Origin of the sequence: Xanthomonas fragariae (assembly GCF_017603965.1) — a bacterium.
Taxonomy (GTDB): domain Bacteria; phylum Pseudomonadota; class Gammaproteobacteria; order Xanthomonadales; family Xanthomonadaceae; genus Xanthomonas; species Xanthomonas fragariae_A.
Map to the genome: position 1 here is coordinate 1,198,470 of NZ_CP071955.1, position 26,103 is coordinate 1,224,572.

Sequence of the window (26,103 nt, forward strand, 5' to 3'; positions counted from 1 at the left end):
TGCGTGGTTGTGGCAGTTGCCGCCTTGGGCCGATCGCGCAGGCGCTTCTGCTCGACACAATTCATCGCAGCGTAGCTGGGGCAGGCGATCAGCAGCGGTGCGTCGGTCATGCGGCGGTGATCGCACAACATCCGCGCGATAACGCGACTTGGCATTGCTGTGACGATATTCGAGTGCTGCGCTTACGACGCTAGATGATGGCGTCGCAGTTTCGCTTCGAACACCACATCGCCGTCTTCGTTGCATGCCTGCAGTGTGCCGCAGTGCGCCTTGACGAAGTGGTCCGTCCTCGGTGTGTCGGTCGGCAACGCGGCGCAGCCGATACAAGCGCAGGCGCTCGCCGTCGATGCGATACAGCGCACCCACCTGCGCATCCAGCGTGTCGCACAGTGCGCACATCGCGGCATCGGCCAGATCTTCAGGGATTTGATCGCCACGCAGACTGCTATCTATGGCGTTTTCCGTCTGCTGCATCCACAGCGCAGACTCTGCTTGGCGACGCGCGCTGACCGCCTGCGTCACCGCTAGCGCCACTGCCAGAAACCACACGTCGCTAATACTGCGATTAACCGATTAGAAACTCGAATTGGTGCTCGGCGGCGCAAGATGAAATCCAATCGCCAGCAGTACGCAAGACAGCGCGCCCACCACCATCTGTCCTTGCGGACGGTTTTGAAAGACCGTCACGCCCACCGCCACGAACTAGGTCAACCACACCGCATAGCGGCGTCGAGTGACCAATTCCATCCCCAGGGGGCCCCTGCGATGACCCGGATTCAGCAGTCGCGTGCGGTCGAGATGTTCTGCATAAGGTGCGCAGGCCGAACTTAGAGCGGCTAACAAAACGTAGCGAGCAGTCGCCAGGTGTGAGTGCGGACGGCCCGGAGGAACCGCAGTGTACGAGTGGTACATGCCGGTTCCGAGCACCGGCCGCGCCCGCCTGGCGGTGAGCGTGGTAGTTTTGTTAGCCTCTCTTAGAGGGAAGTCATGGTAGCCGATAAGATTCACGCAAAAATCGCCTGGATTTTGACGCTTTTCCGGCCGGGTTGGCTTCCACGTTGCCTTCACGCACTCTTCACTATGGTCGCGCGCTTTCAAGGGGGAAACATCGCGCGATGGATGCGGAAACTGCCGTCGACAGTGCAGGGCCGTTTTCTTACGACAGCCGGCAGTGTCAGTTGTTGGTGCAGAGCGTGGCCGATTACGCGGTCTGTCTGCTCGATACGGGCGGTTATGTGCGTGGCTGGAACCCGGGCAGCGAACGCATCAAGGGTTACAGCGCAGGCGAAGTGTTAGACGTGCATTTTTCGCGCTTTTATCTTCCCGAGGATGTGCAACGCGACGAGCCGACCCACAACCTGGAAATCGCCGCACGCGAAGGGCGCTTTGCTGCCGAAGGCTGGCGCGTGTGTAAGGACGGCAGCCGTTTCTGGGCCAGTGTGGTGATCGAGCCGGTGCTGGAACTCGGTGTGCTGGTCGGCTTTGCCACGGTCACCCGCGACGTGACCGAGCGGCATGAAGCGCAGCGTCTGCTGCAACAGGCGCAGCATGCGTTGCTGGGTTCGCAGAAAGTTGAAGCGCTAGGCAAGTTGACGCTGGGTGTAGCGCACGATTTCAACAACCTGTTGACGGTGATGTTAACCAGCCTGGATCTGATCGCGCTGCGCAGCGGCGACGATGCGCGAATCCGCATGTTGATAAACGCGGCGCAAACTGCGGTGGATCGCGGCACCTTGCTGACGCGTCAACTTCTGGCCTTTGCGCGCGGGCAGCGGCTGGTCCCAGAGCGTCATGCCGCTAATGATGTGTTGGCAGGTTCGCTGGAATTGCTGCGGCGCGCGTGCCCGGCCGGCGTCGGCCTGTCGTTGGAATTGGCCGAAGCATTGCCGGACGTGTGCATAGACCCCGGTCAGCTGGAAGCGGCATTGCTCAATTTGATTTTCAACAGCTGCGATGCAATGCCTACGGGCGGTGCCATCGTCGTGGCGACCGACGCAACGCTGCGCGTTGCGCTGTCTGATCCGCATGGCCCGCAGCGCCGCTACGTCGGTATTGCAGTGCGCGACAACGGCCTTGGTATGTCCGCGCCTGTGGCGCAACGCGCCAGCGAACCGTTTTTCACCACCAAAGATGTGGGCAAGAGCTCCGGCCTGGGATTGAGCCAGGTGTTCGGCTTTGCGTCCCAGTCCGGCGGTTTTGTCGAGCTTGAGACCGCACCCGGACGCGGCACCACCGTTATCCTGTATCTTTCGGCCATCGAGGAGGGCGAGCATGGCTGAAACCCTGCGCTTGCTGATGGTTGAAGATCAAGAAGAACTGCGCGAATTGATCGGCGAGGCGCTGCGCGATGCAGGCATCACCGTCGATACCGCCGAAGATGGCCACAGCGCGCTGCGTATGCTGCGCGAGAACGGCCCGTACGATGTGGTGTTCAGCGACATCCGCATGCCCAACGGCATGTCGGGCATCGAATTGAGCGAGCAGGTGGCGCAGCTGCTGCCGCAGGCACGCGTCATTCTGGCATCCGGATTTGCGAAGACGGAGCTGCCGCCGCTACCGGCACAGGTCGATTTTCTGCCCAAGCCCTATCGCTTGCGTCAGCTTATCGACATGCTGAAAGGCGCTGCCGCCAACGCGTAAACGTTGCTTCGCGTTTTCAGGCGGTGCGTGCGCGTTCGATGCCGCTTGCCTGCATTCGCTCACAGCGCAGCGCTTTGGGCATGAAAACGGTTTGCCGGTCTAAGAGCGTCTAACAAAACCCCTTGAATCTTGTCTCGCCGGTGGCAAAATTGCGGACATGACACGTCGCAAAGAGATCCCCATTGCGCTGTGGAAGCGCATCGAGCCGCTGATTCCCCAAGTGAAGCGTTCGCCCAAAGGTGGACGGCCGCGCATCAGTGATCAGCAAGCCCTCAACGGCATCGTCTATGTCTTGCGCACGGGCATGCCATGGGAAGACCTGCCTGTGGAACTGGGCTATGGCAGCGGCATGACCTGCTGGCGCCGGTTGCGTGATTGGCAAGCCGCCGGTGTGTGGCATCGTCTGCACCATGTGTTGCTGACCGAACTGCGTCGCGCCCAGAGGCTGGATCTGAGCCGAGCCAGTCTGGACGCCGCCAGTGTGGCCTCCCCCCGGGGGGCGCCTACACCGGGCCAAACCCGACCGATCGCGGCAAACTCGGCAGCAAACGGCATCTGATCGTGGACCGCAACGGCGTGCCCTTGGCAGTGTGCGTCACCGGCGCCAATCGGCACGACTCGGTCGTGTTCGAGGAGTTGATCGACGCCTTGCCGCCAATTGGTGGCAAACCAGGGCGCCCGCGACGTTGGCCAGACAAATTGCACGCCGACAAGGCTTACGACATCGACCGCTGTCGCGCCTTCCTCAAGCAGCGCGGCATCATTGCGCGGATCGCACGCAAGGGGATCGCGCGCAACGACCGGTTGGGCCGTCATCGCTGGGTCGTCGAGCGCACGCATGCCTGGTTCGCAGGCCTGGGCAAACTGCGCATCCGCTTTGAACGCCGCATCGATCTCCACTTGGCGTTGCTCTCGCTTGCATGCTCCATCATCTGCTTACGGCTTCTTCCTGGGTTTTGTTAGCCGCTCTAAATGTGTTGTGTGCGGTGATCGCCGGTGCCGTCAGGATCTTCCATCGATACCGTGTGGGGCGGACCTTCTACTTGCACGCTGACGTTCGTCGCCGCGTTCGCATCCAGGTTGGTCAAGGCGACATAAACGTGTCCGTCCTTGGCCTTGACGGTCGAGCGGTGCACGACGGTCACATGCACATCGCCGTAGCGATACTCGGGCAATTGCAATTGCAGGTGGTTGGCGTCCTGGTGGGGCTTGTATAGCGCGAACACGTGCCACGTGGGCGTCAGTACCATCTTGTCGCCATCGGTGAGGGTCACCGCCTGCGGCATGTTGACCATCTGCGCGATGTTGGCCATGCGCATGCGCTCGGCATGCGCTCGGCATGCGCACGGAAGATGTCGATATTCAAAGAGGCCGCCAACGCATTGCGCAGGTTGTTCCGCTGATGCAGAAAGCCCGGGTTTGAACCCGGCAAGCCGCCGTACCAGGCGCGTTGGATTCACTCGCGAAGTGCAACGCAGTGTCGTCGCGCCACAGCCCACTTCCCGGACGGGTTGGTGGTCAGCGGCACGTAGCATTTGCCGCGCTGCTTGCCTTGGCGCCAGCCAGGTCGGCGCCATGCAGCACCGGCTCCGCACCGTTGACCACCTACCCATCTCATCCCAAAGTGCACAACACGCTCTAGGGTCAGCCCTCGCGGAGCAGGTACAGTGCACCGTGCGGGGCAGGCGCTGCCGCGCAGCCGGCGATTGGGACAAGGATGAAGATGCAGAACGTGTTGTTGTCGTTGTTCGCTGGGTTAGTCCTGCTGATCGGCGCGGATGCAGCGGGGGTGAACCAGATCGAGACCCCGCGCATGCGCCGGTTCGGACCGGCTGAAGGTTTGCCCTCCGGCAAACTGGAGTTGGTGCAGCAGTCGTTCGACCCATCGCAGCTTGCTCAGGAGCTGGCCGATTTCATGCATCCCATCGCCGAAGCGCGCGGCTTGCGTTTCCACTACCGCAATCAACTGCTTGCCCATCTGGTGGTGCTGGGCGATGCCACGCGGGTGCGCCAGATCTTGATCAATCTGCTCGGCAACGCGATCAAATTTGCCGAACGCGGCGAGGTCGCGCTCTTGATCAGTCAGCATGGCGGCAACCTCCGCTTCAAGGTGCGCGATTCGGGGCCCGGCATCCGGCATCGGGCCGGAGCAGCACAAACGCTTGTTTCAGCGCTTCGAACAGGGCGAAGGCGCGCGCACCAGTTCGCGCTACCGCGGCAGCGGTTTGGCGCTGGCGATCTGCCAGGAGCTCACCGTGGCGATGAAGGGCAAGATTCGCATGCGTAGCCGGCTTGGCATGGGTACTCGGTTCACCGTGGACCTGCCGTTGCCGCTCGACCGCTCCGGCGTGCGCATCGCCAGTGGGCAGGTACAGACGGTGGCGGGCGAGTCGCTTCGCATTTTGTTGGTGGAAGACGACCCCACCGTGGCCGAAGTGATCTGCGGCCTGCTGATCGGCCGTGGCCATCGCGTGGTGCAGGCCGCGCATGGGTTGGCGGCGTTGTCGGAAGCCGTAGATGGCGGTTTCGACGTGGCGCTGCTGGATCTGGATCTACCGGGCCTGGACGGGTTCGCACTGGCATCGCAGCTGCGCCAGCTTGGCCACGGGTGGCAATTACCGCACGTACCGATCGCAGCGCCAAGACGCAAGCGCAGGCCGCAGGCTTCGATGGATTCCTGCGCAAGCCGGTGACGGCTGATTTGCTTGTACAGGCGATCGCGGCCGCGCGGGTACGCGCTGACACCCAGCCGATACCCTTGCATGGGCGAGGGCGCTGGTTGATGGTCGACCATCTTCGACCAACGCTGGCGCCGCGCCTTGAAGTAACGGAAGTAACGCGCGCACGCGATGGCTGTCCAATGCGCTCGATCGCCAAGATCGCAGCCGCACGTGTTGCCAGCACCGGGCGCGGTCCGCACTATGCGTCCAAAGGAAACAAGAACGCATGCTGCAACCCAAATGCCTCGCCTCACGCGTGCTGGCGACTACTGTAATCGCGCGTTGCACATTGCTGGTCCTAGTCATGCTGTGCGGTTGGCCAACGCTGGTGCTGGGCGGTGTGCCGGTGTTGCCGCAGCCGCGCCAGTTGACGGTGGCCGATGGGCTGCCGTCCAACATGGTGTACGGGTTCGATGAGGACGAAAACGGCTATCTGTGGTTGGCCAGCAGCGATGGGCTGGCCCGCTACGACGGCCGCAATTACCGCATCTGGCGCATCGAAGAGGGACTACGCGACAACCAGGTCTGGGCTGTCCATGTCGACAAGCGTAACCGCGTCTGGATCGGGACCGGCATGGCTGGTCTGGCCATGCTGGATACCGCGCGTCGCACCTTCACGTTTTACGATGGCGCCCGTTATCCGCAGCTGCGTGGCGCTGCGATTTGGAACATCACATCCACCGAAGATGGCAGCATCTGGTTCGGTACCGAAATCAACGGGCTGTATCGGTTGCGACCGGATGGATCTTTGGATCATTTCACCCACCGTGCCGACGATCCGCACAGCCTGCCCAACGATGCCATCTACCGACTCGACGTCGACACAGAAGGCAACGTGTGGGTCGGCACTGCCGATGGCGCCGCACATTGGACCGGCAAGGATTTCGAACGGCAGGTCTTTCCGGACGGTACTGCGCAAATCATTACCCGGCTCACTGCAGATCACGATGGCAGTGTGTGGATCGGCACCAGCGACGACAAGCTGTTCCGGCGTGATTCCAATGGTGGCCTGAGTCCGCATTCGTGGAACACGCCTGCGCAATACCCTGTCCTTGGCGTGCTGTTACGCGACCACGATGGCAGTTATTGGCTCGATACATTGGCCGGGCTGGGCCATGCGATTGGCAAGGACGTGCAGAACGTGCCGTTGTACAGTCTCTCGGCGCATGGTCGGATCCGCCCCAACTGGGAGTCCGCCTATCAGGACCGCGAAGGTGGTGTGTGGTTTGCCAGCCCCAACGGAGGACTCTGGCATTTGCCGTCGAACTGGCGCCGTTTTACGGTCGTGTTCAACCTCATCGACGATGGTGGCCAGGGCGGAAATCTGGCGACGCAAGCTGCGGCCAAGTCACGCGATGGCCGGTTGTGGCTGGTGGGCACATCCGGCGTGCTCGAGCGTGTCGATCCGGGCATCGGCAAGATCGAGCGAGTGCTATCGACCCTTGGCACGGCGAGTTGGGCCAACAGCGTGCTTGAAGATCGCAAGGGCAGGGTCTGGGTTGGTCAATACGCCGAACTGCTGCGCTTCGATCCGGCTAACGGCCAATTGCTAAGCTGGAACGACGGTGCCAGCCGGTCGAGCTCCGCTCATCAGGATGCTGCGTTGGATGCCTCGCAAGACAGCTTGCAGCAGACCGGCGACGGACACATATGGATCAACACCGCAGTAGGGTTGCAGGAGCGCGACGAGGAGGGGCATGTGATACGGACCGTGCTGCGTGGCAGTCACGGACTGGATCGCGACCAGGTCGTGCACGAACTGCAGACCGGCCCGGAAGGAAACCTGTGGCTGGCGACCAATCGTGGGGTGCTGCAGTGGAATGCGGACAGCACGCGCTTCGAACCGATTCCCGGCGCACCCAACGAGCAAATTTTCACTCTTCGCTTCAGCGACAGCCAGGTCGCCTGGTTCGCCGGCCTGGGGGAGCTGCATCGCTATCTATGGAAAAACGGCGTGCTGCAGCATTTGGACACTGTTGGTGCCGAGCAGGAATTCCCGGCATTGGCGCCGAACGGTTTGGTGATCGATCGAGATGGCGTTGCGTGGTTGTCGAGCATGCGCGGACTAATTCGGGTGGATCCTGCGACCCGTGGCGTGCGTGTGTATGGAGTGCACGACGGCTTACCTGATCCGCAGTTCGTGCCGCGGTCTTTGGTGCAGTCGGCTAAAGGTTTGATCGTCGGAGCAACGCCGGACGGCCTGGTGATTTTCGATCCGGCCGAACTCAAACCCAACGACCGCCGTTTACCGCTGGTGATCGAACGGGTGGGACTGCGCCGCGGCGAGCGTGGGCTGGATCTCAGCCATGTCGAGCCGCTGGTGGTTGAGGATGGCGATCGCGATTTACATTTCGTTGCGCGCCTGCTCAGCTTTGCCGACTCCGAATCCAACGGTTACCGCTTCCGCCTCAGCGGTTACGACCCGGACTGGATCGACGTCGGGCCCAGTGGCGAGCGGCTTTTCTCGCGTCTGCCAGCAGGTCGTTACACGTTGGAAGTGCAGGGCCGTACCGGCGACGGCATCTGGTCGGCGACCCAGACGGTGCGCTTTCAGGTGCTGCCGCCCTGGTGGCTGGCGCCATGGGGCCTGGTCTTGTTGGGCCTGCTTGCGCTATGCGTCATCGCCGCGGCGGTGTTGTTGTATCGCCGCCGCCTGCGTCGTTTGAATGCCTGGCAATTGGCCGTGCACAAACAGGAACTGGCCGAGCAAGCCTCGCTCGCCAAAACACGTTTCCTGGCCACGCTCGGACACGAAGTGCGAACGCCGATGACCGGGGTGTTGGGCATGAGCGAGTTGCTGCTCAAGACCTCGCTGGACAATAAGCAGCGCAGCTATACCGAATCGATCCGCCGCGCTGGCGCGCATCTGCTGCGGCTGGTCAACGATGCGCTGGACCTGGCGCGGATCGAATCCGGGCGCCTGGAACTGGACCTGGAGCCATTTTCGGTACGCCAACTCGTGGCCGAAGTCGAAGCGTTGATGGCACCGCTGGCGCGAGAGCGCGGCCTGCGTTTCAGCCTTGAAGTGGGCCTGCTCGGCGACATCACCGCCAGCGGCGATTCCACCCGCATTCGGCAGATTTTGCTCAATCTGCTCAGCAACGCGATCAAATTCACCGAGCGCGGTGTGGTCGGTTTGAAGTTGACCACGCTCGGTTCCTATCAGGGCTTGCGCTTTGAAGTGGCCGACACCGGGCCGGGCATCAATGCCGAACAAAAGGCGCGACTATTCCAGCGCTTTGAACAAGGCGACGGTGCCAAGACCACTTCGCGCTATGGCGGCAGTGGCCTGGGACTGGCGATTTGTCAGGAACTGGCGATGGCGATGGACGGACATATCGAGGTGATCAGTCGTCTCGGCGCCGGTACGCGTTTTGTGGTGGATCTGCCGCTGCGCTGGGTGGCCTCCAACGCAACGTTTGGCGGCGAAGTCGCGCGTGCCGGCGCGGCGGTTGCACCGCAGCGCATCCTATTGGTGGAAGACGACCCTACCATCGCTGAGGTCATCCTCGGCCTGCTGCGTTCGCAGGGCCACTCGGTAGTGCATGCGCCGCATGGCCTGGCCGCGTTGACCGAAGCGGCCGACAACAGCTTTGACCTGGCCTTGCTGGATCTGGATTTGCCTGGCCTGGATGGATTCGCACTTGCGCGGCAGTTGCGCGTGTTTGGCTACGACATGCCGCTGATTGCGGTGACCGCGCGCTCCGATGAAGCGGCCGAACCCACTGCGCAGGAGGCGGGGTTCGACAGTTTCCTGCGCAAGCCGCTCACTGGAGACATGCTGGCCGACATCATTGCCGATACATTGCGAAGGGCGCGTCCGCGCGAGGATGGTTAGGCTTTGATAACCCGCGAGTGCGAGCGGGCGATGCCGCCCGATCTGCGCTAGCGCACAGGTGTCGCTTCAATGCCTGCAAACAGGTCAGGTCGCGACAGCGGCCATCGAGCCTGAGTCGCGAACGGCCAGGTCAGTGCAGGCGTACGTCTTGAAGCGATTCTGCAAACGCCAGCTGTCTCTGAAACGCTTGGAAAGCTCTATGTGATGCGCTTTTCGCAAATCGCTCACTCCCTGAGTAGTCATTGCCTCGCAATGCGCGTCTATTCCGCTACCTCTTCGACAGGGTGTGGGGTAGCCGAAGCGGCCGACCAGCTTCACCGCTCCACGTTTGGTGGCCATGCCGGCCAGCGCCACCGGTACCATCATCAGCCCGGGGCATTCATCGGGCTCATCCCTAAGCCCACTTGCAGCAACAACGGAATCGGCAACGGCATCGAGCTGCTACCCACGCGTGCGAACAGATTGCCCAGAATGCCGATGCGATAACTGGCCACCTTGAACAAGGCCAGCGGAAACACAGTGTTGGTGGTGTTGCCTGCATGCAGCCCATAGCCGGCCAACGCCGTCAGCCCGCCGATCGCCAGCAGCATCACAAACCCGTGGCGCAGGCCGAGTTCGGAAATGCCGCCCAAGGCCAGCGACAGCGCCACCACGCCGAACGCCAGCATCAGATATCCGAACCGTCTTGAGCACCGCCAATCTGCCTACCGGCAGCAGCATTGCGCCGCCGACCCCTTGTACCACGCGCGCTGCCACCAACTGCGGCAATCGCTGCGCGGCTGCGCACAGCAACGAGCCCAGCGTGAACACGATGATCGCCGCCAGAAAGGTGCGTCGCGTGCCGAAGCGGTCTGCAATCCAGCCCGAGGCCGGGATGAACATCGCCACCGCCAGCGCATAACTGAAGACCACCGGAGGTCTGTTGATCGATAGAGCGCCCGCGCGCTATCGATCGCGCCTGGCTCAACGCTTGCTCAACGTCTGCACTGCTTCGACTAGCACACCGACGTGGTCCGGATTCATATCCGGCGACATGCCGTGGCCGAGGTTGAAGACGTGACCCTCGCGCGAGCCGCCGTTGCCTTTGGCGTAGCTGTCCAGGGTCTTGCCGACTTCAGCGCGGATCGCCTCCGGCGAGCCGTACAGGGTGGCCGGGTCCAGGTTGCCTTGCAGTGCGACGCGGCCGCCGCCGCGCTGGGCGGCATCTGCCAGCGAGATGGTCCAGTCCACGCCTATGGCTTCGGCGCCGCTGGCGGCCAGGTCGGCCACATACGCGCCATTGCCTTTGCCGAACAAGACCAGCGGGGTGCGCTCGGCACCGTCGCCACGTTCCAGCTCACGCGCGATGCGGGTGAGGTAGGGCAGCGAGAATTCGCGGTACATCGCAGGCGACAGCACGCCGCCCCAGGTGTCGAAAACCTGTAGCGCCTGTGCACCGGCTGCGCGTTGTGCGGACAGGTAGGCGATCACCGCATCGGTGACGGTGCCGAGCAAGTGGTGCAGCACGTCGGGCGCATTGAAGGCCATCGCCTTGATGCGCGCGTATTCCTTGCTGCCGGCGCCTTCGATCATGTAGCAGGCCAGTGTCCATGGGCTGCCGGAGAAGCCGATCAGCGGCACCGCGCCGTCGAGCTCGCGGCGGATCAGGCGCACCGCATCCATCACGTAACGCAGCTCGGTTTCCATGTCCGGCACGCCCAGGCGATGGATCGCGGCGGCATCGCGCACCGGATGGCGAAACTTCGGGCCTTCGCCTTCGACGAAGTAAAGCTCAAGGCCCATCGCATCGGGAATGGTCAGGATGTCGGAGAACAGGATCGCCGCATCCAGCGGAAAGCGCTGCAGCGGCTGCAGCGTCACTTCGCAGGCAATGTCCGGGTTCTTGGCCATGCCCAAGAAGCTGCCGGCGCGTGCGCGGGTGGCGCGGTATTCCGGCAGATAGCGGCCGGCCTGACGCATCAGCCACACGGGCGTGCGGTCCACAGGCTGGCGGTCCAGGGCCCGCAACAGGCGATCGTTCTTGAGCATTGGTGATCCTCAGCGCGGCGCGTCGGCGCCGCCGGTAATAAGTTGGAAGCCGCGTTTGAGATGGGTGTCGCGCACCTTGTCGAAGGCGCGGTCGGCTTCATGCTGCTGCAGGTATTGGTCGCGTCGCAACTGGGTGCGTCCACCGATCTGGCCGCTCTCGCGCAGCAGTTGCCAACCGCCGAACAGATCCGGTTGCAGGGTCAGCTGGACGTAGCGGAGCGGCGCGTTGCCGCCAGGATCGTGTTGCAGAAGAATGCGCATAGGGCCGATTGTAGCTGGGCGCTGTTCAAAGCTGGGGGAGGCAAGGAGTGGGGCGTTGCGATTCGGGTCGACCGGCTGCCGGTCCGCACATAAAAGCGCACCGCGCACGGCATTGCGTCAGACCACCGCGCACACGGCAGCCATCCGAATTGTCAGAACGGCTGCCGACGACTTCAGCCGTCACGCTTCAGCGATCAGCGCGGTGCCCCTCCGCTCGCCAGAATCTGCAGCACCGCTGTTTCCTCGACATCGGGCACGACTTGGGCCTTGCCGATGCCGCGCCACAACACCAGACGCAAGCGGCCGGAGATGTTCTTCTTGTCCAGCCGCATGCGCCCCAGCAGGGCCTCCGGCGACAGGCCGGCCGGGATCTCGGTTGGCAGCTCGAAGTCGTGCAGCAGGGCGCGCAGCGCCTCGGTGTCCTGCGCATCGCTCATGCCCAGCGCGGTCGACAAACGGGCCGCCAGCACCATGCCGACCGCGACCGCTTCGCCATGGTTGAGGTTGTCGTTGCCGGACGCGCCGTAGCCTTGTTCGGTCTCGATCGCGTGGCCGAAGGTGTGGCCCAGATTGAGCAAGGCGCGCTCGCCTTTTTCCAGCGGATCGCGCGCGACGATCTCGGCCTTGTGTTCGCAGCTGCGCGCGATGGCCTGCGCCAGCGCGGCGGCTTCACTGTCCAGCAAGGCGCGGCGTTCGGCGTGCAGCCACTGGAAAAACAGCGGGTCGCCGATGGCGCCGTACTTGATCACCTCGGCCAGGCCGGCGCGTAGCTCGCGCCCGGGCAGGGTGCGCAAGGTGTCGGTATCGGCGATTACTGCGCGCGGCGGGTGGAACGCGCCGACCAGATTCTTGCCCTGCGGGATGTCCACCGCAGTCTTGCCGCCGACCGACGAGTCCACCATCGCCAGCAGGCTGGTGGGCAGTTGCACGCAATCTACCCCGCGCATCCAGCAGGCCGCTGCGAAGCCGGCCAGATCGCCCACTACGCCGCCGCCCAGTGCGAACACGCAGGCGTCGCGGGTGGCGCCCAACTCGGCCAACGCGGTGATCGCAGCGCCGAAGTTGTCCAGCGTCTTGGAAGCTTCACCGGCTGCGATGACCAACTCGCCGATCTGCAGATCCGTGCGCGCCTGCAGCAGCGCGCCGCGCACGCCGGCTGCGTAATGCGGGGCAACTTGCGAATCGCTGAGCAGCAGCACGTGGCGCCCGCGCACATGGCTGGCCAGGCGCGCGCCGTCGGCAAGCAGGCCTGGGGCAATGGTGATGGTGTAAGGCTGCGCGCCGTCGACATCGACGCTGCGCCAGGAACGTGGAAGTATCATGCGGGGGTACTCGACATGCGCCATTGCGCCGCCAGGCGCGACACCAGCTGCGCGGTGGCCTCGGCGGGGGAAAGATGATCGGTTTCCAGGCTGAGGTCGGCGACCTCCTGGTACAGCGGTGTGCGCTGCGCGGCCATCGCGTGCAGCACCTGCTCGCGGTCGGCGCGATACAGCAGCGGGCGATTGCGATCGCGCGCCAGCCGCGTCAACTGCGCCGGCACGCCGACGTGCAGATACACCACAAAACCGCGCTCGCGGATGCGTTGGCGGTTGAGCGGATCCAGCACTGCGCCGCCACCGGTGGAAATCAGCTTGTTATGCTGTTCCAGTAGCGCCCGCAGGATCTCGACTTCATGCTGCCGAAACCGCGCTTCGCCGTGCTTTTCGAAGATGGCCGGGATGCTGCTGCCGACGTGTTCGACGATGGCCTGATCCACGTCGACGAAGTCCAGCCCGAAGCGCTCGGCCAAGCGACGACCGACGCAGCTTTTTCCGGCGCCCATCGGGCCGACCATCACGAGATTGGGTGCGGGGTTCATGCGCAGGGATCGTAGCATTCACGCCATCGGGCTGGGCCGATCAGGGGTAGTTGAAACCATTTCCGGGCGTGACTGTCCGTTGCACGCTTCGGCAGGGCCACAGGCCGCCGCTGTGTGGAGATCGACAGCGGCGACAGCGGCAGCGGATCAGTGACTGACACAACGTAGCGAGCAATCGTCATGTGGGTGCAAACGGCCCACTCAGACCCGGAGCGTTAAAGCGTTACATGCCGCACCACGCACCACGCACCACGCACCACGCACCACGCACTTGCCACGCCCACCTTGCGGTGAGCGCAGGCCTTTGACGGTCGCGCATAGGCCAAATGCAGGAGATGCGTCCACAATAGCCGCCAATCTTGCTGCCCACGCACCGTCATGACCGATCTGTACGCAGAAGCCCTTGCCACCTTTACCGCGCTGTACGCCGAGGCACGTAACAGCGCCGAACTCGAAGCCAGTGCAATGACCGTAGCCACTGCCAACCTGGATGGCCGGCCGAGCGCGCGCACCGTGTTGCTCAAGGGCTTCGATGCACGCGGGTTCGTTTTCTACACCCATCTGGACAGCGCCAAGGGCCGCGATCTGCAGATCCATCCGCAGGCGGCGCTGCTGTTTCTGTGGCGCAGCCTGCGCGAGGCCGGCGTGCAGGTGCGCATCGAAGGCGGCGTGCAGTTGGTGAGCGCGGAAGAATCCGATGCCTACTTCGCTTCGCGCCCGCGCATGAGCCAGATCGGCGCCTGGGCCTCGCTGCAGTCGCAGACGCTGGGCTCGCGCGAGGAGTTCGACGCGGCCATCGCCAAGGTCGAAGCCACCTTCGCGGGCCGCGACGTGCCTCGCCCTGATGGCTGGGGCGGCTTCAGGGTGGTGCCGCAGGCGTTCGAGTTCTGGTACGGCGCCAAGTTTCGCCTGCACGAGCGTTGGCGTTATGAAGCCGATGCGGCAAGCCATTGGAGCAAGCGGATGCTGTATCCGTAAGCCTGCTGGCCTGCTGGTGGGTGCGCGCGGCGCTTGACGCAGATCTGCCGGCATTGTTGGCATTGCGCCTGACCTTGCCGCCGGACGCCGAAGACAGCGCCGCCCAGGTTGCGCATGCGGCGTGTGGCTTGAGTCAGCTGAACGGCGGTCTGCGTCCCCCTGGCGCTTGCCTGACCAGCCGCCGGGCAGCCTTTCTGCCGGTCGCGAACAGTCTGTAGTATGTCCGCCCATCGCATGACTATTGCTGCATAACCACCGCTGCATGACCATAAGGACAGGACATCGTATGACGCAGTACACCACTGTCGAATTGCACGGCCTGCTGGCCGAGCGCTACCGCGACCAGCCGATCGAGATCGAACTGATCGACGGGCTGGAGCCAGCCATCAACCTCACCCTGGCCGACCACGGCGACATGCAGATCCAGGTCGCCGCGTCCGGCTCGCAGGTGTTTGTTTCCACGCTGCTGGCCAATGCCGACCAAGTGAGCGATCGCGCGGCCTTCAACGACGCCTGCCTGCGGCTCAATCCGCTCAATCCGTTGTCCAACCTGGGTCTGGTGCAGGTCGACGGCAAAGATTGCTACGTGGTCTTCGGCGAATTGTCGGCGTCTTCCACGCTCGATCAGATCGATGAAGAAATCCAGACCCTGGCGGCCAATACGCTGGATGCCGCCGAATCTCTCAAGCCGTTCTTTTCCTAAAGGCGTGTTGTCATGAGTATTTTTTCCAAGCTGATCACGCTGCTGCGTGGCACTGCACACGAAACCGGCCAGAAAGCGGTCGACGCCAACGCGCTGCGCATCCTGGATCAGGAAATGCGCGATGCCGGCGCCCAGCTCACGCGCTCGCGCGAGGAGCTGACCAAGCTGATGGCGCAGAGTAAACTGGCCCAGCAGAAGATCGACGCCCGCGCCGGCAAGATGGCCGAGTACACGCGCTATATCGAAGGTGCGCTGGCCAAGAACGACGAGGCGCTGGCGCACGATGTGGCGGCCAAGCTGGCTGCGCTGGAAAGCGAAGATGCAGGCGACAAGGCGTCCAAGACCGCGCTCGACCAGTCGGTGGTGACGCTCAAGGCCACAATCCAGAAGACCGAAAACCAGCTGCGCGGCATGCGTCAGCAGATCGATACGGTCAAGGCCACCGACGCGGTGCAGAAGGCACAGGCAGCAATTGCTGCGCGGCATTCCGGTGCCAGCAGCAAGATGGGCTCGGCACTGGAATCGCTGGAGCGTATCAAGGCGCGTCAGGCCGAAACCTCTGCGCGCATCGAGTCGGCCGAAGAGCTGGAATCGTCCACCGGCGATGGCGATCTGAATCGGCGTCTGGCCGCGGCTGGACTGATGGAAGGCGAATCCAACGCCGCCGCGGTGCTGGCACGCTTCAAGAAGCCGGCAGCCCAGCTTGGCCATGACGCTGTCAGCGGCAATGCGCCGCTGCTCGGCCAGGTGCGCGACGTGCAGCAGGTTCCGCGCAGCGACAACTGATCCACCGCACGGCACAGGACGCGCCATGATTATCGTCGGACGGTTTTCCAAGTAATGATTGCGGCGCCATGTGCGCCGCGTCAGCCGGATCTTGGTGGCGCTGGCGCACATGGTGCTGAGTCGCACGCTGTTGATGGCTGGCGAGCACGAGCGCGTCCGCCTGCACGCGTTTGCGCACTATTCCATGACCACCGTCACCCCCATCGGCTACGGCGGCCTGTGACCTGGGTTGCTGGCCGGGCGTTATCTTGCCGTGTTCGTGTTGATGCCGTGCGCGGTGGTGCCGTTGGCCACGGTGCTGGCCAGACCAGCTGCATGCGCATTACTTTCTGGAGGCGGCACCATATGGCTGCTGGGCTTGCGCCCGACCGATGGCGCGTTGCGGTTGAACCCGCCAGCACATACCGCTGGGTCGGTCGGCGCCATGCTGTATTACTTGGCCGAGCAGCGCGCGACTGCGCATGCCATCGCATGGCAAGCTCTGCGCACTGCGGTCGTTTCCACTTCCCCATGCCACAAGGCGCATGACGATGAGTTTTTTCAGCAAGTTGTTCGGTCAACCGCAACCGCTGCCGCTGCCTACTTCCGGCACCGGTGCGATCGGTCACACCCTGCCTCTTGGCCTGCGTATCGGCGGCCAGGTGGAGATCGACACCACCCTGTACCGCATGGCGCCCGACGCCATGACCGCCGAGTTGCCGGGGGGGCATCAAGGCATTCCGTGCTATGGCCATGTCGATCTGGGCGACGGCTATTGCTTGCACCGCTTCTATCTGGATGACGACGCCTTGCTGCAGGTCACCACGGTGGGCGGCGATCTGGAAGCGATGAAGGCGTTCGTGTATTGCGAGACGGTCAACCCGCCCAGCAAGCAGGCGTTTCAGGAGTTCGTGATGCAGCATCCGCATCTGGGTGCGGCACAGATCGAGTACGCCGGCAAGCGCTGGCAGCGTGCCACGCAGTCCACCGATGACATGGCCCGAATTCCGCCGATCGCCTACGACGAGGTGCTGTACCGCTATCAGCCGCCGCGTCGCGATGGCGATCTGACCCACTACGCCATGCTGTATAGCCGCGACGTGCCCGAGTTGCAGCGCGAAGAATTCTTGCTGGTCACTGGCGAGGATTCCGGCCCCAACGAATTCTGCGTCACCTATGCGGTCGGCATCGATGTCACCGTGGCCGATCTCGATATCACCTGAGCGTGCGCGCTCGTCTTCCACTTAACCTTGGCGCTGTCATGAACCCGATCAACCTGCAGAGTTTCGTCGCGTTTGTTTCCTATTTCGCCACTGGCCTGGGCGTGTTGGTCGCCTCGGTGGTGCTGGTGACCCTGGTCACCCCGCACAAGGACTTCGCCTTGCTGCGTCAGGGCAATGTGGCCGCTGCCACCGCGCTGGCCGGCAATCTGATCGGTGTGGCGCTGCCGCTGCATTCGGCCATCACCCATTCGGTGAGCCTGGTCGATGCGCTGATCTGGGGCATGGTCGCCTGCGGCATCCAGATCGTGGCGTATATGTTGGCCAATCTCGTAGCCGGGCGCATCTCGCGGCAGATCACCGACAACGTCACCGCGGCGGGCATCTTTTCGGCCGGCGTGTCGATCGCGGTCGGCCTGATCAACGCCGCGGCGATCACGCCGTAACGGAGCGCAGGCATGAAGCGATCAGGCAATCTCAAACTCACCTTGATGGCCGCATTGCCGGCCGCCTTCGTCACCGGTTGCGGCTCCGAGCCGGAAACCGGTGTGGTGTTGCAGTCGGCCTCCGACTGCTACCAGATCAAGCAGGAACAGACCGACATCCAGCAGTGCCTCAAGGCCTACGATGAGGCGGTGGCCAAGCATCAACAGGCTGCGCCGCGCTTCGCCTCGCGCGACGAGTGCGATGCGCAATTCGGCAGCTGCACCGAAGCGCAGGGCCAGGGCCAGCACAGCTGGATCCCGCCGATGGGCGGGTTTTTGCTGGGTTACGCACTGGGCAATATGAGCGGCGGCGGCTATCGCTATGGCGGCGCGATGCCGCTGTATCGCGATTACCGCAGCGGCGGTTACTACAAGCCCAACGGCGATCTGGCCAGTAACCGCATCGGCACCGTGCGCGGGGGCAACGGCGCGATCGACATGCCATCACGTGCGATCACTGTCTCGCGTTCGGGTTTCGGCTCCAGTGCGGCGGCGCGTAGTTCGTTCGGCAGCGGCGGGCGTAGCTCCGGATACGGCGGCTAATATGCAACGGATCGCGATTGCCGAACGCCCGGATTGGCGCGAACACGCCGAGTCGCTCGGCTTCCATTTCCACACCATCGACGGCGAACCGTACTGGGACGAGCGTACTTATTACGCGTTTTCGCTAAGGCAGATCGAAGACGACATCGAAGCGCCTACGCAAGAACTGCACGACATGGCGATGCACTTGGTGAACGAGGTGGTGAGCTCCGAAGCGTTGATGACGCAGCTGGCGATTCCACGGTTCTACTGGGACTGGATTGCCAACGCGTGGAAGAACCGCGACCCGCATCTGTATGGCCGCATGGACCTGGCCTATGCCGGCGACGGCCCGGCCAAGTTGTACGAACTCAATTACGACACGCCGACCTCTCTATACGAATCGGCATATTTCCAGTGGGTGTGGCTTGAACAACAGATCGCCGCTGGCTTGCTGCCCAAAGGTACCGATCAGTACAACCTGATCCAGGATCTGCTGTGCGAAACCCTGGGCGCGCTGGCGGTGGATGGTGCGATCGGAGCGCAGATGCATTTTTCTGCAGTGCGCGACTCGCTGGAAGATCGCGCCACAGTGCGTTATCTGCGCGATTGCGCGCATCAGGTGGGCATCAGCACCGAGGAAGTGGCCATCGAAGACATCGGTCTGAGCGCCGATGGCTGGTTCACCGATGAGCAGGACCGGGTGATCCACACGCTGTTCAAACTGTATCCGCTGGAATTCATGATGGAAGAGCGCTTCGGTCCGGCGCTGTGCGCCAACCGCGTGCGTCTGATCGAGCCGGCGTGGAAATCGGTGCTGAGCAACAAGGGCATCCTGCCGCTGCTTTGGGAGCGTCATCAAGGCCATCCGAATCTACTGCCGGCGCGTTTTGCGCAAGCAGGCGAAGCGCCGACAGCCGGCTGGGTGCGCAAGCCACTGCTATCGCGCGAAGGTGCCAACATCGCGCTGGTTACTGCACAGGGTGACGCTGCGCAGACCGACGGGCCGTACGTGGATGGGCCGGCGATTCTGCAGGCGCACCATCCGTTGCCGGTGTTCGACGGCCGGCACGCGCTGGTGGGAAGTTGGGTGGTGGCTGATCGCCCGGCCGGGCTGGGCATGCGCGACGACGATGGCCCGATCACCCGCGACACCTCGCGTTTCGTGCCGCACGTCATCGTCGATTGATGTGTTGTCTATATGCGATCGGATAGGTTGACCACGCATCTTGTCGATCCAGACCATTTGTCGATCCAGACCATGATCCGCTCAAGAAGATCAATCAGCCGCTCTCATAAGCCGGATATACGTCGGAGTCACGTTACGCTGCATTGGCGCGCCGCGTTGTGGAGGCGCATGCAGCGCAGCTGCTGCGCGACCTGCAAATCATCAACGAGCGCACGGTGCGCGAGCTTGGTCCACTGCCACACGGCGGGCTGCCGGTGCAGGTCAAGCGCAAGCCGAAGCGCGCGCCGTGGGAGCAGCCGGTGCTGGAGACGTCTACACTCGATGCCGATGCGCCTGCTCCGCCGCAAGCTCCCCTCTCCGATATGGGCGACTCCGACATGTTCAAGCTCAATCATCCATTCAAGGAAAAACCGATTCCACCGCCGCCCGTGCCGCACAAATTGCGGGAAATTCTGAAGGACTATCCAGAGCTTATTGAACGGCTTCAGCAGGAATTAAATAATGTCATGCAACGCCCTTCAAAGGTTCCCCCTATATTTGAGTGGGCAATATGGATGTTGGAGGATGAGCTTAGCTCCTTCGTCTCCGAAGCCCGTGAGGAGCTACAGATCGCAGAGGAAAGCGGTGAATCGATAGCTATTATGAAGGCCGAAAAAAAAGAATTTCTAATGCTTCATGCATACTCAAAAAATGGGGGGATGTCCGACCTTGATGCGCTATGGGAATACATCGAAGAAAATAAGGGGCTTCTGTAATGAATATTCACCATTCATCACTCGATGAAGCTACTCATCGGAAGGTTTTTGAGAAAAAAATAATTATCGATGCAGCATTGGATCTAAGAGCGTCTAACAAAACCCCTTGAATCTTGTCTCGCCGGTGGCAAAATTGCGGACATGACACGTCGCAAAGAGATCCCCATTGCGCTGTGGAAGCGCATCGAGCCGCTGATTCCCCAAGTGAAGCGTTCGCCCAAAGGTGGACGGCCGCGCATCAGTGATCAGCAAGCCCTCAACGGCATCGTCTATGTCTTGCGCACGGGCATGCCATGGGAAGACCTGCCTGTGGAACTGGGCTATGGCAGCGGCATGACCTGCTGGCGCCGGTTGCGTGATTGGCAAGCCGCCGGTGTGTGGCATCGTCTGCATCAGGTGTTGCTGACCGAGCTGCGTCGCGCCCAGAGGCTGGATCTGAGCCGAGCCAGTCTGGACGCCGCCAGTGTGGCCTCCCCCCGGGGGGCGCCTACACCGGGCCAAACCCGACCGATCGCGGCAAACTCGGCAGCAAACGGCATCTGATCGTGGACCGCAACGGCGTGCCCTTGGCAGTGTGCGTCACCGGCGCCAATCGGCACGACTCGGTCGTGTTCGAGGAGTTGATCGACGCCTTGCCGCCAATTGGTGGCAAACCAGGGCGCCCGCGACGTTGGCCAGACAAATTGCACGCCGACAAGGCTTACGACATCGACCGCTGTCGCGCCTTCCTCAAGCAGCGCGGCATCATTGCGCGGATCGCACGCAAGGGGATCGCGCGCAACGACCGGTTGGGCCGTCATCGCTGGGTCGTCGAGCGCACGCATGCCTGGTTCGCAGGCCTGGGCAAACTGCGCATCCGCTTTGAACGCCGCATCGATCTCCACTTGGCGTTGCTCTCGCTTGCATGCTCCATCATCTGCTTACGGCTTCTTCCTGGGTTTTGTTAGCCGCTCTTAGTCATCATTGAAATATCCAAAGGCGATTATTCTGGGAGGACAGCCTGGCTCAGGAAAAGGCAGCCTTGCTCGCGCTGCACGAGCCGAATTAAAAAAAGATGTTGTACTTATTGATCCGGATGCACTGCGCGAATTCCACACCCAAGTCGCAACTTTCCGCAACGCCCACCCCTACACATGGTCAGGCTACACCCACCCCGATGCCAGCCGCTGGGCCGACGAGCTATTGCAGGCAACCATCGACGGCAAGAAGAACCTGATCTTCGACACCACGCTCAGCAATGGCGAATGGAGCGCAAATCTGATCAAGGATTTGCAAGCACGCGGCTATGATGTGGAAGTGCGTGCAATGGCCGCGCACAAGCTGGAAAGCGAACATGGCGTCGATGAGCGCTTTTCAACATCGCTGGATCGACGCGGCTACGGCCGCTACGTCCCCGCAGGCGCACGCGAAGCCATCTACACCAAACTGCCGATCAGCCTGGACACCGTACACGCGCAGACCAGCGCGCCAATCCGTATTTTCAATCGCCAGGGCGCAGAGCTCTACGACAGCCGTACCGACGCGCGTGCCCCCGCACAGGCATTGGAGCAAGCGCGCAATGCGTGGTTCAAGGATCCTGCCGTCACACAGCAGCTGCGCGAGAAATGGCAGCAACAAGCCGATTGGCATCGCGATCTGCCAGCACATGCGCAAGACATTCCCAATTCCGATCCTGCCATCAGCGCGAAATTGCTCGCCGAGCACGCGGAGCTCAACGTCAGCGACGGGGTTGCCAGTCGGCTGGAAGGCATCGCCACCATCGACGAACTCGTGCGCCCGGGCGCTCCGCCCGCGCGTATTCCCGTGCCCGAGCCTGCAATCCCCGGCCTGCACCGCGCAGGAATGACCGCAGGCCTGGCGGGTTTGGGAGTCGCGGCAAGCGCCTACGATGCGGTGCAAACCGGCGAGCGCGTGAGCACGCTGCTGTCGCAGGACAACCTCACCGCTGCACGTTCGGAAGCATTGCACTTCGGCGCCCGCGGCGCGGGTGGTTGGGCAGGCGGAACCGCCGCCGCTGCCGTGGTGGGCACAACAGGTGCCGGCCCAGTCGCGCTGGTGCTGGCCGATGGGTACCTGTTCAGTGCAGCTGCCGACAAGGCCGCGACACGTTGGGATAACCGTCGGATCTATACGCAGACCGACAACGAGGGCGTGAGCTGGGAGTTCAACGGCACTCAGTGGCTGCGGCAACAAAAAGCCGATCTGCAAAATGATGGCGTGGATACATTGCAAAAGCAGGCCATGTTCGCGCTGCCAGAAAAAGCACGCGAGCTGAATTATCACGCCAGTCGCGCAGCGACGGAACAGGCGCTGGGCAAGGTGCAGCCCAGTCATCCATATGTGCAGCGATCCAGCGAGACGGACGCCTCGCATCTTTATCAAAGGGATTGGCGACATGATCCTGCGAATGGCCAGTGGTCGCGGATGGTGGCCGACGAAGTAGACCAGAACGATCGGCCGATATGGACGGTTGATCCGGCAAGCCCCGAGCGCAATGCCGCATTGGACCAACAAGCGGCTCAAGTGGTGGAAGCCAACATCGCCCGTGGGCCAGCGGTGATTGCAGCGACCTATCAAGCGGCACACCAGCGCAACGGCTGGGACGACATTGGGCCCATGCCTGCCGCTGTGCAAACCGCATTGAACCCGGACTCGCTGCAAGCATCGAACGGCGGACACTATCAGCGTGATGCGCAAGGCCGGTGGCACCACCAAGGTGATGTTGCCCAAGGCAATGTCGCATTGGAAGACGAAAATCCCCGCGATGCGCAACGCGACAAGGAACAGTCGGCCACCGCTGCTGCGGCCAATGACAACAACGCCCGGTTGCGTACTCGTCCGATCACACTTAAGCTCGACCGTATTCATAAGACGCAGCGCAGATGGAAAAATGCGCGTCGCTGCATTCGATCAGGGCCATTGCGAAAGAGGGCGATAAGCAGATGAGCGATAAACCGGAGTCACGTTACGCTGCATTGGCGCGCCGCGTTGTGGAGGCGCATGCAGCGCAGCTGCTGCGCGACCTGCAAATCATCAACGAGCGCACGGTGCGCGAGCTTGGTCCACTCCCACACGGCGGGCTGCCGGTGCAGGTCAAGCGCAAGCCGAAGCGCGCGCCGTGGGAGCAGCCGGTGCTGGAGACGCCTGCACTCGATGCCGATGCGCCTGCTCCGCCGCAAGCTCCCCTCTCCGATATCGGCGACTCCGACATGTTCAAGTTCAATCATCCATTCAAGGAAAAACCGATTCCACCGCCGTCCGTGCCGCAGAAAATACGAGAGATACTAAAGGAATATCCTGATTATATTCAGCGACTTCAATGTGCGTTGGGTCGCTACGCTAAAAATCCCGATCTTCTTATGCCGTTTGATGCGGCAATCTGGATACTCGAGGCACATTTGGAGTCCTTCATCTCTGAAGCCCGTGAGGAGCTTCGCGTAGCGCAGACGGACGGTGCACCCAGTGCAATAATCAAAGCTGAAGAAAAAGAGCGTGCCATGCGTCATGCCAGGTCAAGAAATCGTGGCATGTCAGACCTAAACGAACTTTGGCATTACATCGAAGCGCATAAGGAGTCTCTGACATGACTGAACAGGAATCTCGTCTCAATGATGCCGAGCATCGCAAGGTGTTTGAGCAAAAGATTCTTGATGATGCCTCACTAGAGACAAAGTCATCTTTTGAAAAACCAAGAGCAATCATCCTCGCGGGTCAGCCCGGCTCAGGAAAAGGAAACCTTGCAAGAGCCGCAGATAATGAACTGCACGGGGATGTCGTTCTGATCGATCCCGACGAATTGCGTGAAGCGCACCCTCAAGTAAAAGCCCTCCGCAACGCCCACCCCTATACATGGTCAGGCTACACCCACCCGGATGCCAGCCAATGGGCCGACGAGCTATTGCAGGCCACCATCGAAGGCAAGAAGAACCTGATCTTCGACACCACGCTCAGCAATGGCGAATGGAGCGCAAATCTGATCAAGGATTTGCAAGCACGCGGTTACGATGTCGAGGTACGCGCAATGGCCGCGCACAAGCTGGAAAGCGAACTTGGGGTCGATAACAGATTCTCTCGTCAGCTGGACGAGGTCGGCCACGGTCGCTACGTCCCCGCAGGCGCACGCGAAGCCATCTACACCAAACTGCCGATCAGTCTGGATACCGTACACGCGCAAACCACCGCGCCGATCCGTATCTTCGACCGCAGCGGCGTGGAGCGCTACGACAGCCGCACCGACCCGCGCCCGGCCGGGGAGGTATTGCAGGAACTGCGCGCAGCGCGCTTGCAAGATCCCTCGGTCACTCGCAGCCTCAATGCCCGTTGGCAGGCGCAGCGCAGGTGGCATGAGGCGCTCCCTTACACCCTGCCTCACAATCAGAACCTGGCGCCGCAGGTCGCCGGGCAATTGCTGCACGACCGCGCCGACCTTCACGTGGTCGAGGGCGCGCAAGACCGCATCGCCAACATCCACACCGTGGACTTCAACGTGCGGGTCAAGCCAGTGGCGATCCGCGGGCTGGGAGTGGCCGGTGCCGCAGCCACCGTTTACGACGTAGCCGCTACCGGGCATCAGGTCGATCAGCTGCGCGCGCAAGGCAATGCGGTGGGTGCGCAGGCGCAGCTGCTGCAGTTTGGCGCGCGTAATATCGGTGGTTGGGCCGGCGGTGTGGTGGGCGTGCAGATCGGTGCAACGGCAGGTGTGGAGACCGGGCCAGGACTTGTGCTGACCGGTCTGGCTGGCGGGGCACTCGGCGCGATCGCCGGCAGCGAGGCCATCCAGTGGCTGGAGCAGCGCAAGATCTACAACCAGACCGATCGCAGCGGCGTCGCCTGGCACTTGGACCCCAATGCGCCGGACAACGGCTGGACCCGTCAGGTTGTGGATGCCGGCGGCGATCACGCTCTGTCGATCAGCCACTGCGAAACTGCACCGCCGCAGGTCGCCGACGAACTGACCTACAAAGCGGCCAGCCGCGCGGTGCAACTGCGCCTTGCCACGCCAGACGTGCCAGCGGATCCCTACCGCATCCCGGCCGACGCCAGCGATACCCAAAGCCTGCGCGACAGCCCCTGGGAGCGCAATGCACGCAGCGGTCAATGGCAACGGGAAGTGGCAGATGGCATGCTCGATCACCTCATGCGTACCCATACGGAAACTGCCACGCCGCAAAAAAAAGCGGAATTGGACGACTACGCGCACAGTGTGATGGCGTACAACGCCGCGCGCAGTTCTGCGGCAATCGCGATGCACAACGCGACACGGAACTATCGGCCACGGCGACTGCGGCCAATGACAACAACGCCCGGTTGCGTACTCGTCCGATCACACCTAAGCTCGACCGTATTCATAAGACGCAGCGCAAATGGAAAAATGCGCGCCGCTGCATTCGATCAGCCCCGTTGCGAAGGAGGGCAATAAGCAGATGAGCGATAAACCGGAGTCACGTTACGCTGCATTGGCGCGCCGCGTTGTGGAGGCGCATGCAGCGCAGCTGCTGCGCGACCTGCAAATCATCAACGAGCGCACGGTGCGTGAGCTTGGTCCACTCCCACACGGCGAGCTGCCGGTGCAGGTCAAGCGCAAGCCGAAGCGCGCGCCGTGGGAGCAGCCGGTGCTGGAGACGTCTACACTCGATGCCGATGCGCCTGCTCAGCCGCAAGCTCCCCTCTCCGATATCGGCGACTCCGACATGTTCAAGTTCAATCATCCATTCAAGGAAAAACCGATTCCACCGCCGCCCGTGCCGCAGAAAATACGAGAGATACTAAAGGAATATCCTGATTATATTCAGCGACTTCAATGTGCGTTGGATCGCTACGCCAAAAATCCCGATCTTCTTATGCCGTTTGATGCGGCAATCTGGATACTCGAGGCGCATTTTGACTCCTTCTTCTCCGAAGCCCGTGAGGAACTCAACGCTGCCAAATCCAGTGGTGATCCGGAGGCGATTGAGAAGGCCAATAAAAAGTACTCTGCAGTTGGATACGCTAGTTTGAATATGGGTGCAATGTCCGACCTGCGCGCCTACCTTGAAGGAATGACAAACCATGCCTGATTATAAACTCAGCCAATTTTATAACAATAAAATATTCAGTGAAGATATTATTGAAGCAGCTGGTTTATTGAAAAAGTCATCA

20 protein-coding genes, 2 other RNA genes and 7 pseudogenes are annotated in these 26,103 nt (G+C 62.2%); 19 read left to right on the forward strand and 10 right to left on the reverse strand.

The genetic code is table 11. The features are described from left to right. Positions 1 to 14 precede the first annotated feature (14 nt). The 3 genes and pseudogenes from J5I97_RS05515 to J5I97_RS05525 all read right to left on the reverse strand — a co-directional run. Positions 15 to 110: pseudogene (locus J5I97_RS05515) on the reverse strand (thiol reductase thioredoxin); the annotation flags it as partial. Positions 111 to 284: 174 nt separating this feature from the next. Continuing rightward, a pseudogene (locus tag J5I97_RS05520) lies at positions 285 to 809 on the reverse strand (histidine kinase); the annotation flags it as partial. Positions 810 to 834: 25 nt separating this feature from the next. Continuing rightward, a non-coding RNA gene (locus J5I97_RS05525) (sX9 sRNA) lies at positions 835 to 912 on the reverse strand. Positions 913 to 1,115: 203 nt separating this feature from the next. Here J5I97_RS05525 and J5I97_RS05530 point away from each other — a divergent pair. The 3 genes from J5I97_RS05530 to J5I97_RS05540 all read left to right on the forward strand — a co-directional run bounded on the left by J5I97_RS05530 (position 1,116) and on the right by J5I97_RS05540 (position 3,603). After that, the gene (locus J5I97_RS05530) at positions 1,116 to 2,279 is read left to right on the forward strand and encodes a PAS domain S-box protein (RefSeq protein ID WP_208589852.1); all 1,164 of its coding nucleotides are present in this window, start codon (positions 1,116 to 1,118) and stop codon (positions 2,277 to 2,279) included. After that, positions 2,272 to 2,640, forward strand: a complete 369-nt coding sequence (locus J5I97_RS05535; RefSeq protein WP_208589854.1) for a response regulator — start codon at positions 2,272 to 2,274, stop codon at positions 2,638 to 2,640. The genes J5I97_RS05530 and J5I97_RS05535 overlap by 8 nt, the downstream gene beginning before the upstream one ends. A gap of 157 nt (positions 2,641 to 2,797) precedes the next feature. Beyond that, a protein-coding gene (locus J5I97_RS05540) for an IS5 family transposase (RefSeq protein WP_208589860.1) occupies positions 2,798 to 3,603 on the forward strand; the annotation gives its coding sequence in 2 pieces (ribosomal slippage) (positions 2,798 to 3,128 and positions 3,128 to 3,603; 807 coding nt in all). A 7-nt stretch (positions 3,604 to 3,610) separates the two neighbouring features. On the opposite strand, the pseudogene J5I97_RS05545 reads toward J5I97_RS05540, so the two are convergent. Continuing rightward, positions 3,611 to 4,084, reverse strand: a pseudogene (locus J5I97_RS05545) (alpha-L-arabinofuranosidase C-terminal domain-containing protein); the annotation flags it as partial. Positions 4,085 to 4,480: 396 nt separating this feature from the next. Between J5I97_RS05545 and J5I97_RS05550 the strand changes: the two are divergent. Together J5I97_RS05550 and J5I97_RS05555 are read left to right on the forward strand one after the other, a co-directional pair. Beyond that, positions 4,481 to 5,389, forward strand: a pseudogene (locus tag J5I97_RS05550) (ATP-binding response regulator); the annotation flags it as partial. A gap of 275 nt (positions 5,390 to 5,664) precedes the next feature. Further along, positions 5,665 to 9,198, forward strand: a complete 3,534-nt coding sequence (locus tag J5I97_RS05555) for a hybrid sensor histidine kinase/response regulator (RefSeq protein WP_208591577.1) — start codon at positions 5,665 to 5,667, stop codon at positions 9,196 to 9,198. A 291-nt stretch (positions 9,199 to 9,489) separates the two neighbouring features. On the opposite strand, the pseudogene J5I97_RS05560 reads toward J5I97_RS05555, so the two are convergent. The 6 genes and pseudogenes from J5I97_RS05560 to J5I97_RS05585 form a co-directional block, all read right to left on the reverse strand. Beyond that, a pseudogene (locus tag J5I97_RS05560) lies at positions 9,490 to 10,110 on the reverse strand (MFS transporter); the annotation flags it as partial. A gap of 51 nt (positions 10,111 to 10,161) precedes the next feature. Continuing rightward, entirely contained in the window at positions 10,162 to 11,226 is a 1,065-nt protein-coding gene (gene hemE, locus J5I97_RS05565; protein ID WP_208589862.1) for a uroporphyrinogen decarboxylase, read from the reverse strand. Between the two features lie 9 nt (positions 11,227 to 11,235). Further along, positions 11,236 to 11,487 carry a WGR domain-containing protein gene (locus tag J5I97_RS05570; protein ID WP_208589865.1) on the reverse strand — a complete coding sequence of 84 codons (252 nt, stop codon included), beginning with the start codon at positions 11,485 to 11,487 and terminating at the stop codon, positions 11,236 to 11,238. Positions 11,488 to 11,681: 194 nt separating this feature from the next. Continuing rightward, positions 11,682 to 12,809 (reverse strand): 3-dehydroquinate synthase, encoded by a 1,128-nt coding sequence (gene aroB, locus J5I97_RS05575; protein WP_208589867.1) that lies wholly within the window; start codon positions 12,807 to 12,809, stop codon positions 11,682 to 11,684. Next, on the reverse strand, positions 12,806 to 13,348 hold the full coding sequence (locus J5I97_RS05580) for a shikimate kinase (RefSeq protein WP_208589869.1): 543 nt from the start codon (positions 13,346 to 13,348) through the stop codon (positions 12,806 to 12,808). The genes aroB and J5I97_RS05580 overlap by 4 nt, the downstream gene beginning before the upstream one ends. Before the next feature lie 152 nt (positions 13,349 to 13,500). Next, a non-coding RNA gene (locus J5I97_RS05585) (sX9 sRNA) lies at positions 13,501 to 13,577 on the reverse strand. A 149-nt stretch (positions 13,578 to 13,726) separates the two neighbouring features. Between J5I97_RS05585 and pdxH the strand changes: the two genes are divergently transcribed. The 14 genes and pseudogenes from pdxH (at position 13,727) to J5I97_RS05655 (ending at position 26,021) form a co-directional block, all read left to right on the forward strand. Next, the gene (gene pdxH / locus J5I97_RS05590) at positions 13,727 to 14,326 is read left to right on the forward strand and encodes a pyridoxamine 5'-phosphate oxidase (RefSeq protein ID WP_208589871.1); all 600 of its coding nucleotides are present in this window, start codon (positions 13,727 to 13,729) and stop codon (positions 14,324 to 14,326) included. Positions 14,327 to 14,612: 286 nt separating this feature from the next. Further along, positions 14,613 to 15,029 (forward strand): YjfI family protein, encoded by a 417-nt coding sequence (locus J5I97_RS05595; RefSeq protein ID WP_208589878.1) that lies wholly within the window; start codon positions 14,613 to 14,615, stop codon positions 15,027 to 15,029. Between the two features lie 12 nt (positions 15,030 to 15,041). Continuing rightward, positions 15,042 to 15,815, forward strand: coding sequence for a PspA/IM30 family protein (locus J5I97_RS05600; protein WP_208589885.1), 774 nt, complete (start codon positions 15,042 to 15,044; stop codon positions 15,813 to 15,815). Between the two features lie 58 nt (positions 15,816 to 15,873). Further along, positions 15,874 to 16,163 (forward strand): annotated as a pseudogene (locus tag J5I97_RS20340) (ion channel); the annotation flags it as partial. A 176-nt stretch (positions 16,164 to 16,339) separates the two neighbouring features. Beyond that, positions 16,340 to 17,017, forward strand: coding sequence for a YjfK family protein (locus J5I97_RS05610; protein ID WP_208589887.1), 678 nt, complete (start codon positions 16,340 to 16,342; stop codon positions 17,015 to 17,017). A 38-nt stretch (positions 17,018 to 17,055) separates the two neighbouring features. After that, on the forward strand, positions 17,056 to 17,460 hold the full coding sequence (locus J5I97_RS05615; RefSeq protein WP_208589890.1) for a DUF350 domain-containing protein: 405 nt from the start codon (positions 17,056 to 17,058) through the stop codon (positions 17,458 to 17,460). A gap of 12 nt (positions 17,461 to 17,472) precedes the next feature. Continuing rightward, positions 17,473 to 18,042, forward strand: a complete 570-nt coding sequence (locus tag J5I97_RS05620) for a DUF1190 domain-containing protein (protein WP_208589891.1) — start codon at positions 17,473 to 17,475, stop codon at positions 18,040 to 18,042. A gap of 1 nt (position 18,043) precedes the next feature. Continuing rightward, complete coding sequence (locus tag J5I97_RS05625; RefSeq protein ID WP_208589893.1) at positions 18,044 to 19,210, forward strand: glutathionylspermidine synthase family protein; 1,167 nt, start codon at positions 18,044 to 18,046, stop codon at positions 19,208 to 19,210. Positions 19,211 to 19,353: 143 nt separating this feature from the next. Next, positions 19,354 to 19,965 (forward strand): hypothetical protein, encoded by a 612-nt coding sequence (locus J5I97_RS05630; protein WP_208589894.1) that lies wholly within the window; start codon positions 19,354 to 19,356, stop codon positions 19,963 to 19,965. A 141-nt stretch (positions 19,966 to 20,106) separates the two neighbouring features. After that, a protein-coding gene (locus tag J5I97_RS05635) for an IS5 family transposase (protein WP_208589896.1) occupies positions 20,107 to 20,912 on the forward strand; the annotation gives its coding sequence in 2 pieces (ribosomal slippage) (positions 20,107 to 20,437 and positions 20,437 to 20,912; 807 coding nt in all). Positions 20,913 to 20,928: 16 nt separating this feature from the next. Continuing rightward, positions 20,929 to 22,770: pseudogene (locus J5I97_RS05640) on the forward strand (zeta toxin family protein); the annotation flags it as partial. 137 nt (positions 22,771 to 22,907) lie between these two features. Beyond that, on the forward strand, positions 22,908 to 23,552 hold the full coding sequence (locus tag J5I97_RS05645) for a hypothetical protein (protein WP_208589898.1): 645 nt from the start codon (positions 22,908 to 22,910) through the stop codon (positions 23,550 to 23,552). Further along, positions 23,549 to 25,384 carry a zeta toxin family protein gene (locus J5I97_RS05650; RefSeq protein WP_208589899.1) on the forward strand — a complete coding sequence of 612 codons (1,836 nt, stop codon included), beginning with the start codon at positions 23,549 to 23,551 and terminating at the stop codon, positions 25,382 to 25,384. The genes J5I97_RS05645 and J5I97_RS05650 overlap by 4 nt, the downstream gene beginning before the upstream one ends. A 4-nt stretch (positions 25,385 to 25,388) precedes the next feature. Beyond that, positions 25,389 to 26,021: a hypothetical protein gene (locus tag J5I97_RS05655; protein WP_208589901.1), complete on the forward strand. Its 633-nt coding sequence runs from the start codon at positions 25,389 to 25,391 to the stop codon at positions 26,019 to 26,021. The last annotated feature ends 82 nt before the right edge of the window (positions 26,022 to 26,103 follow it).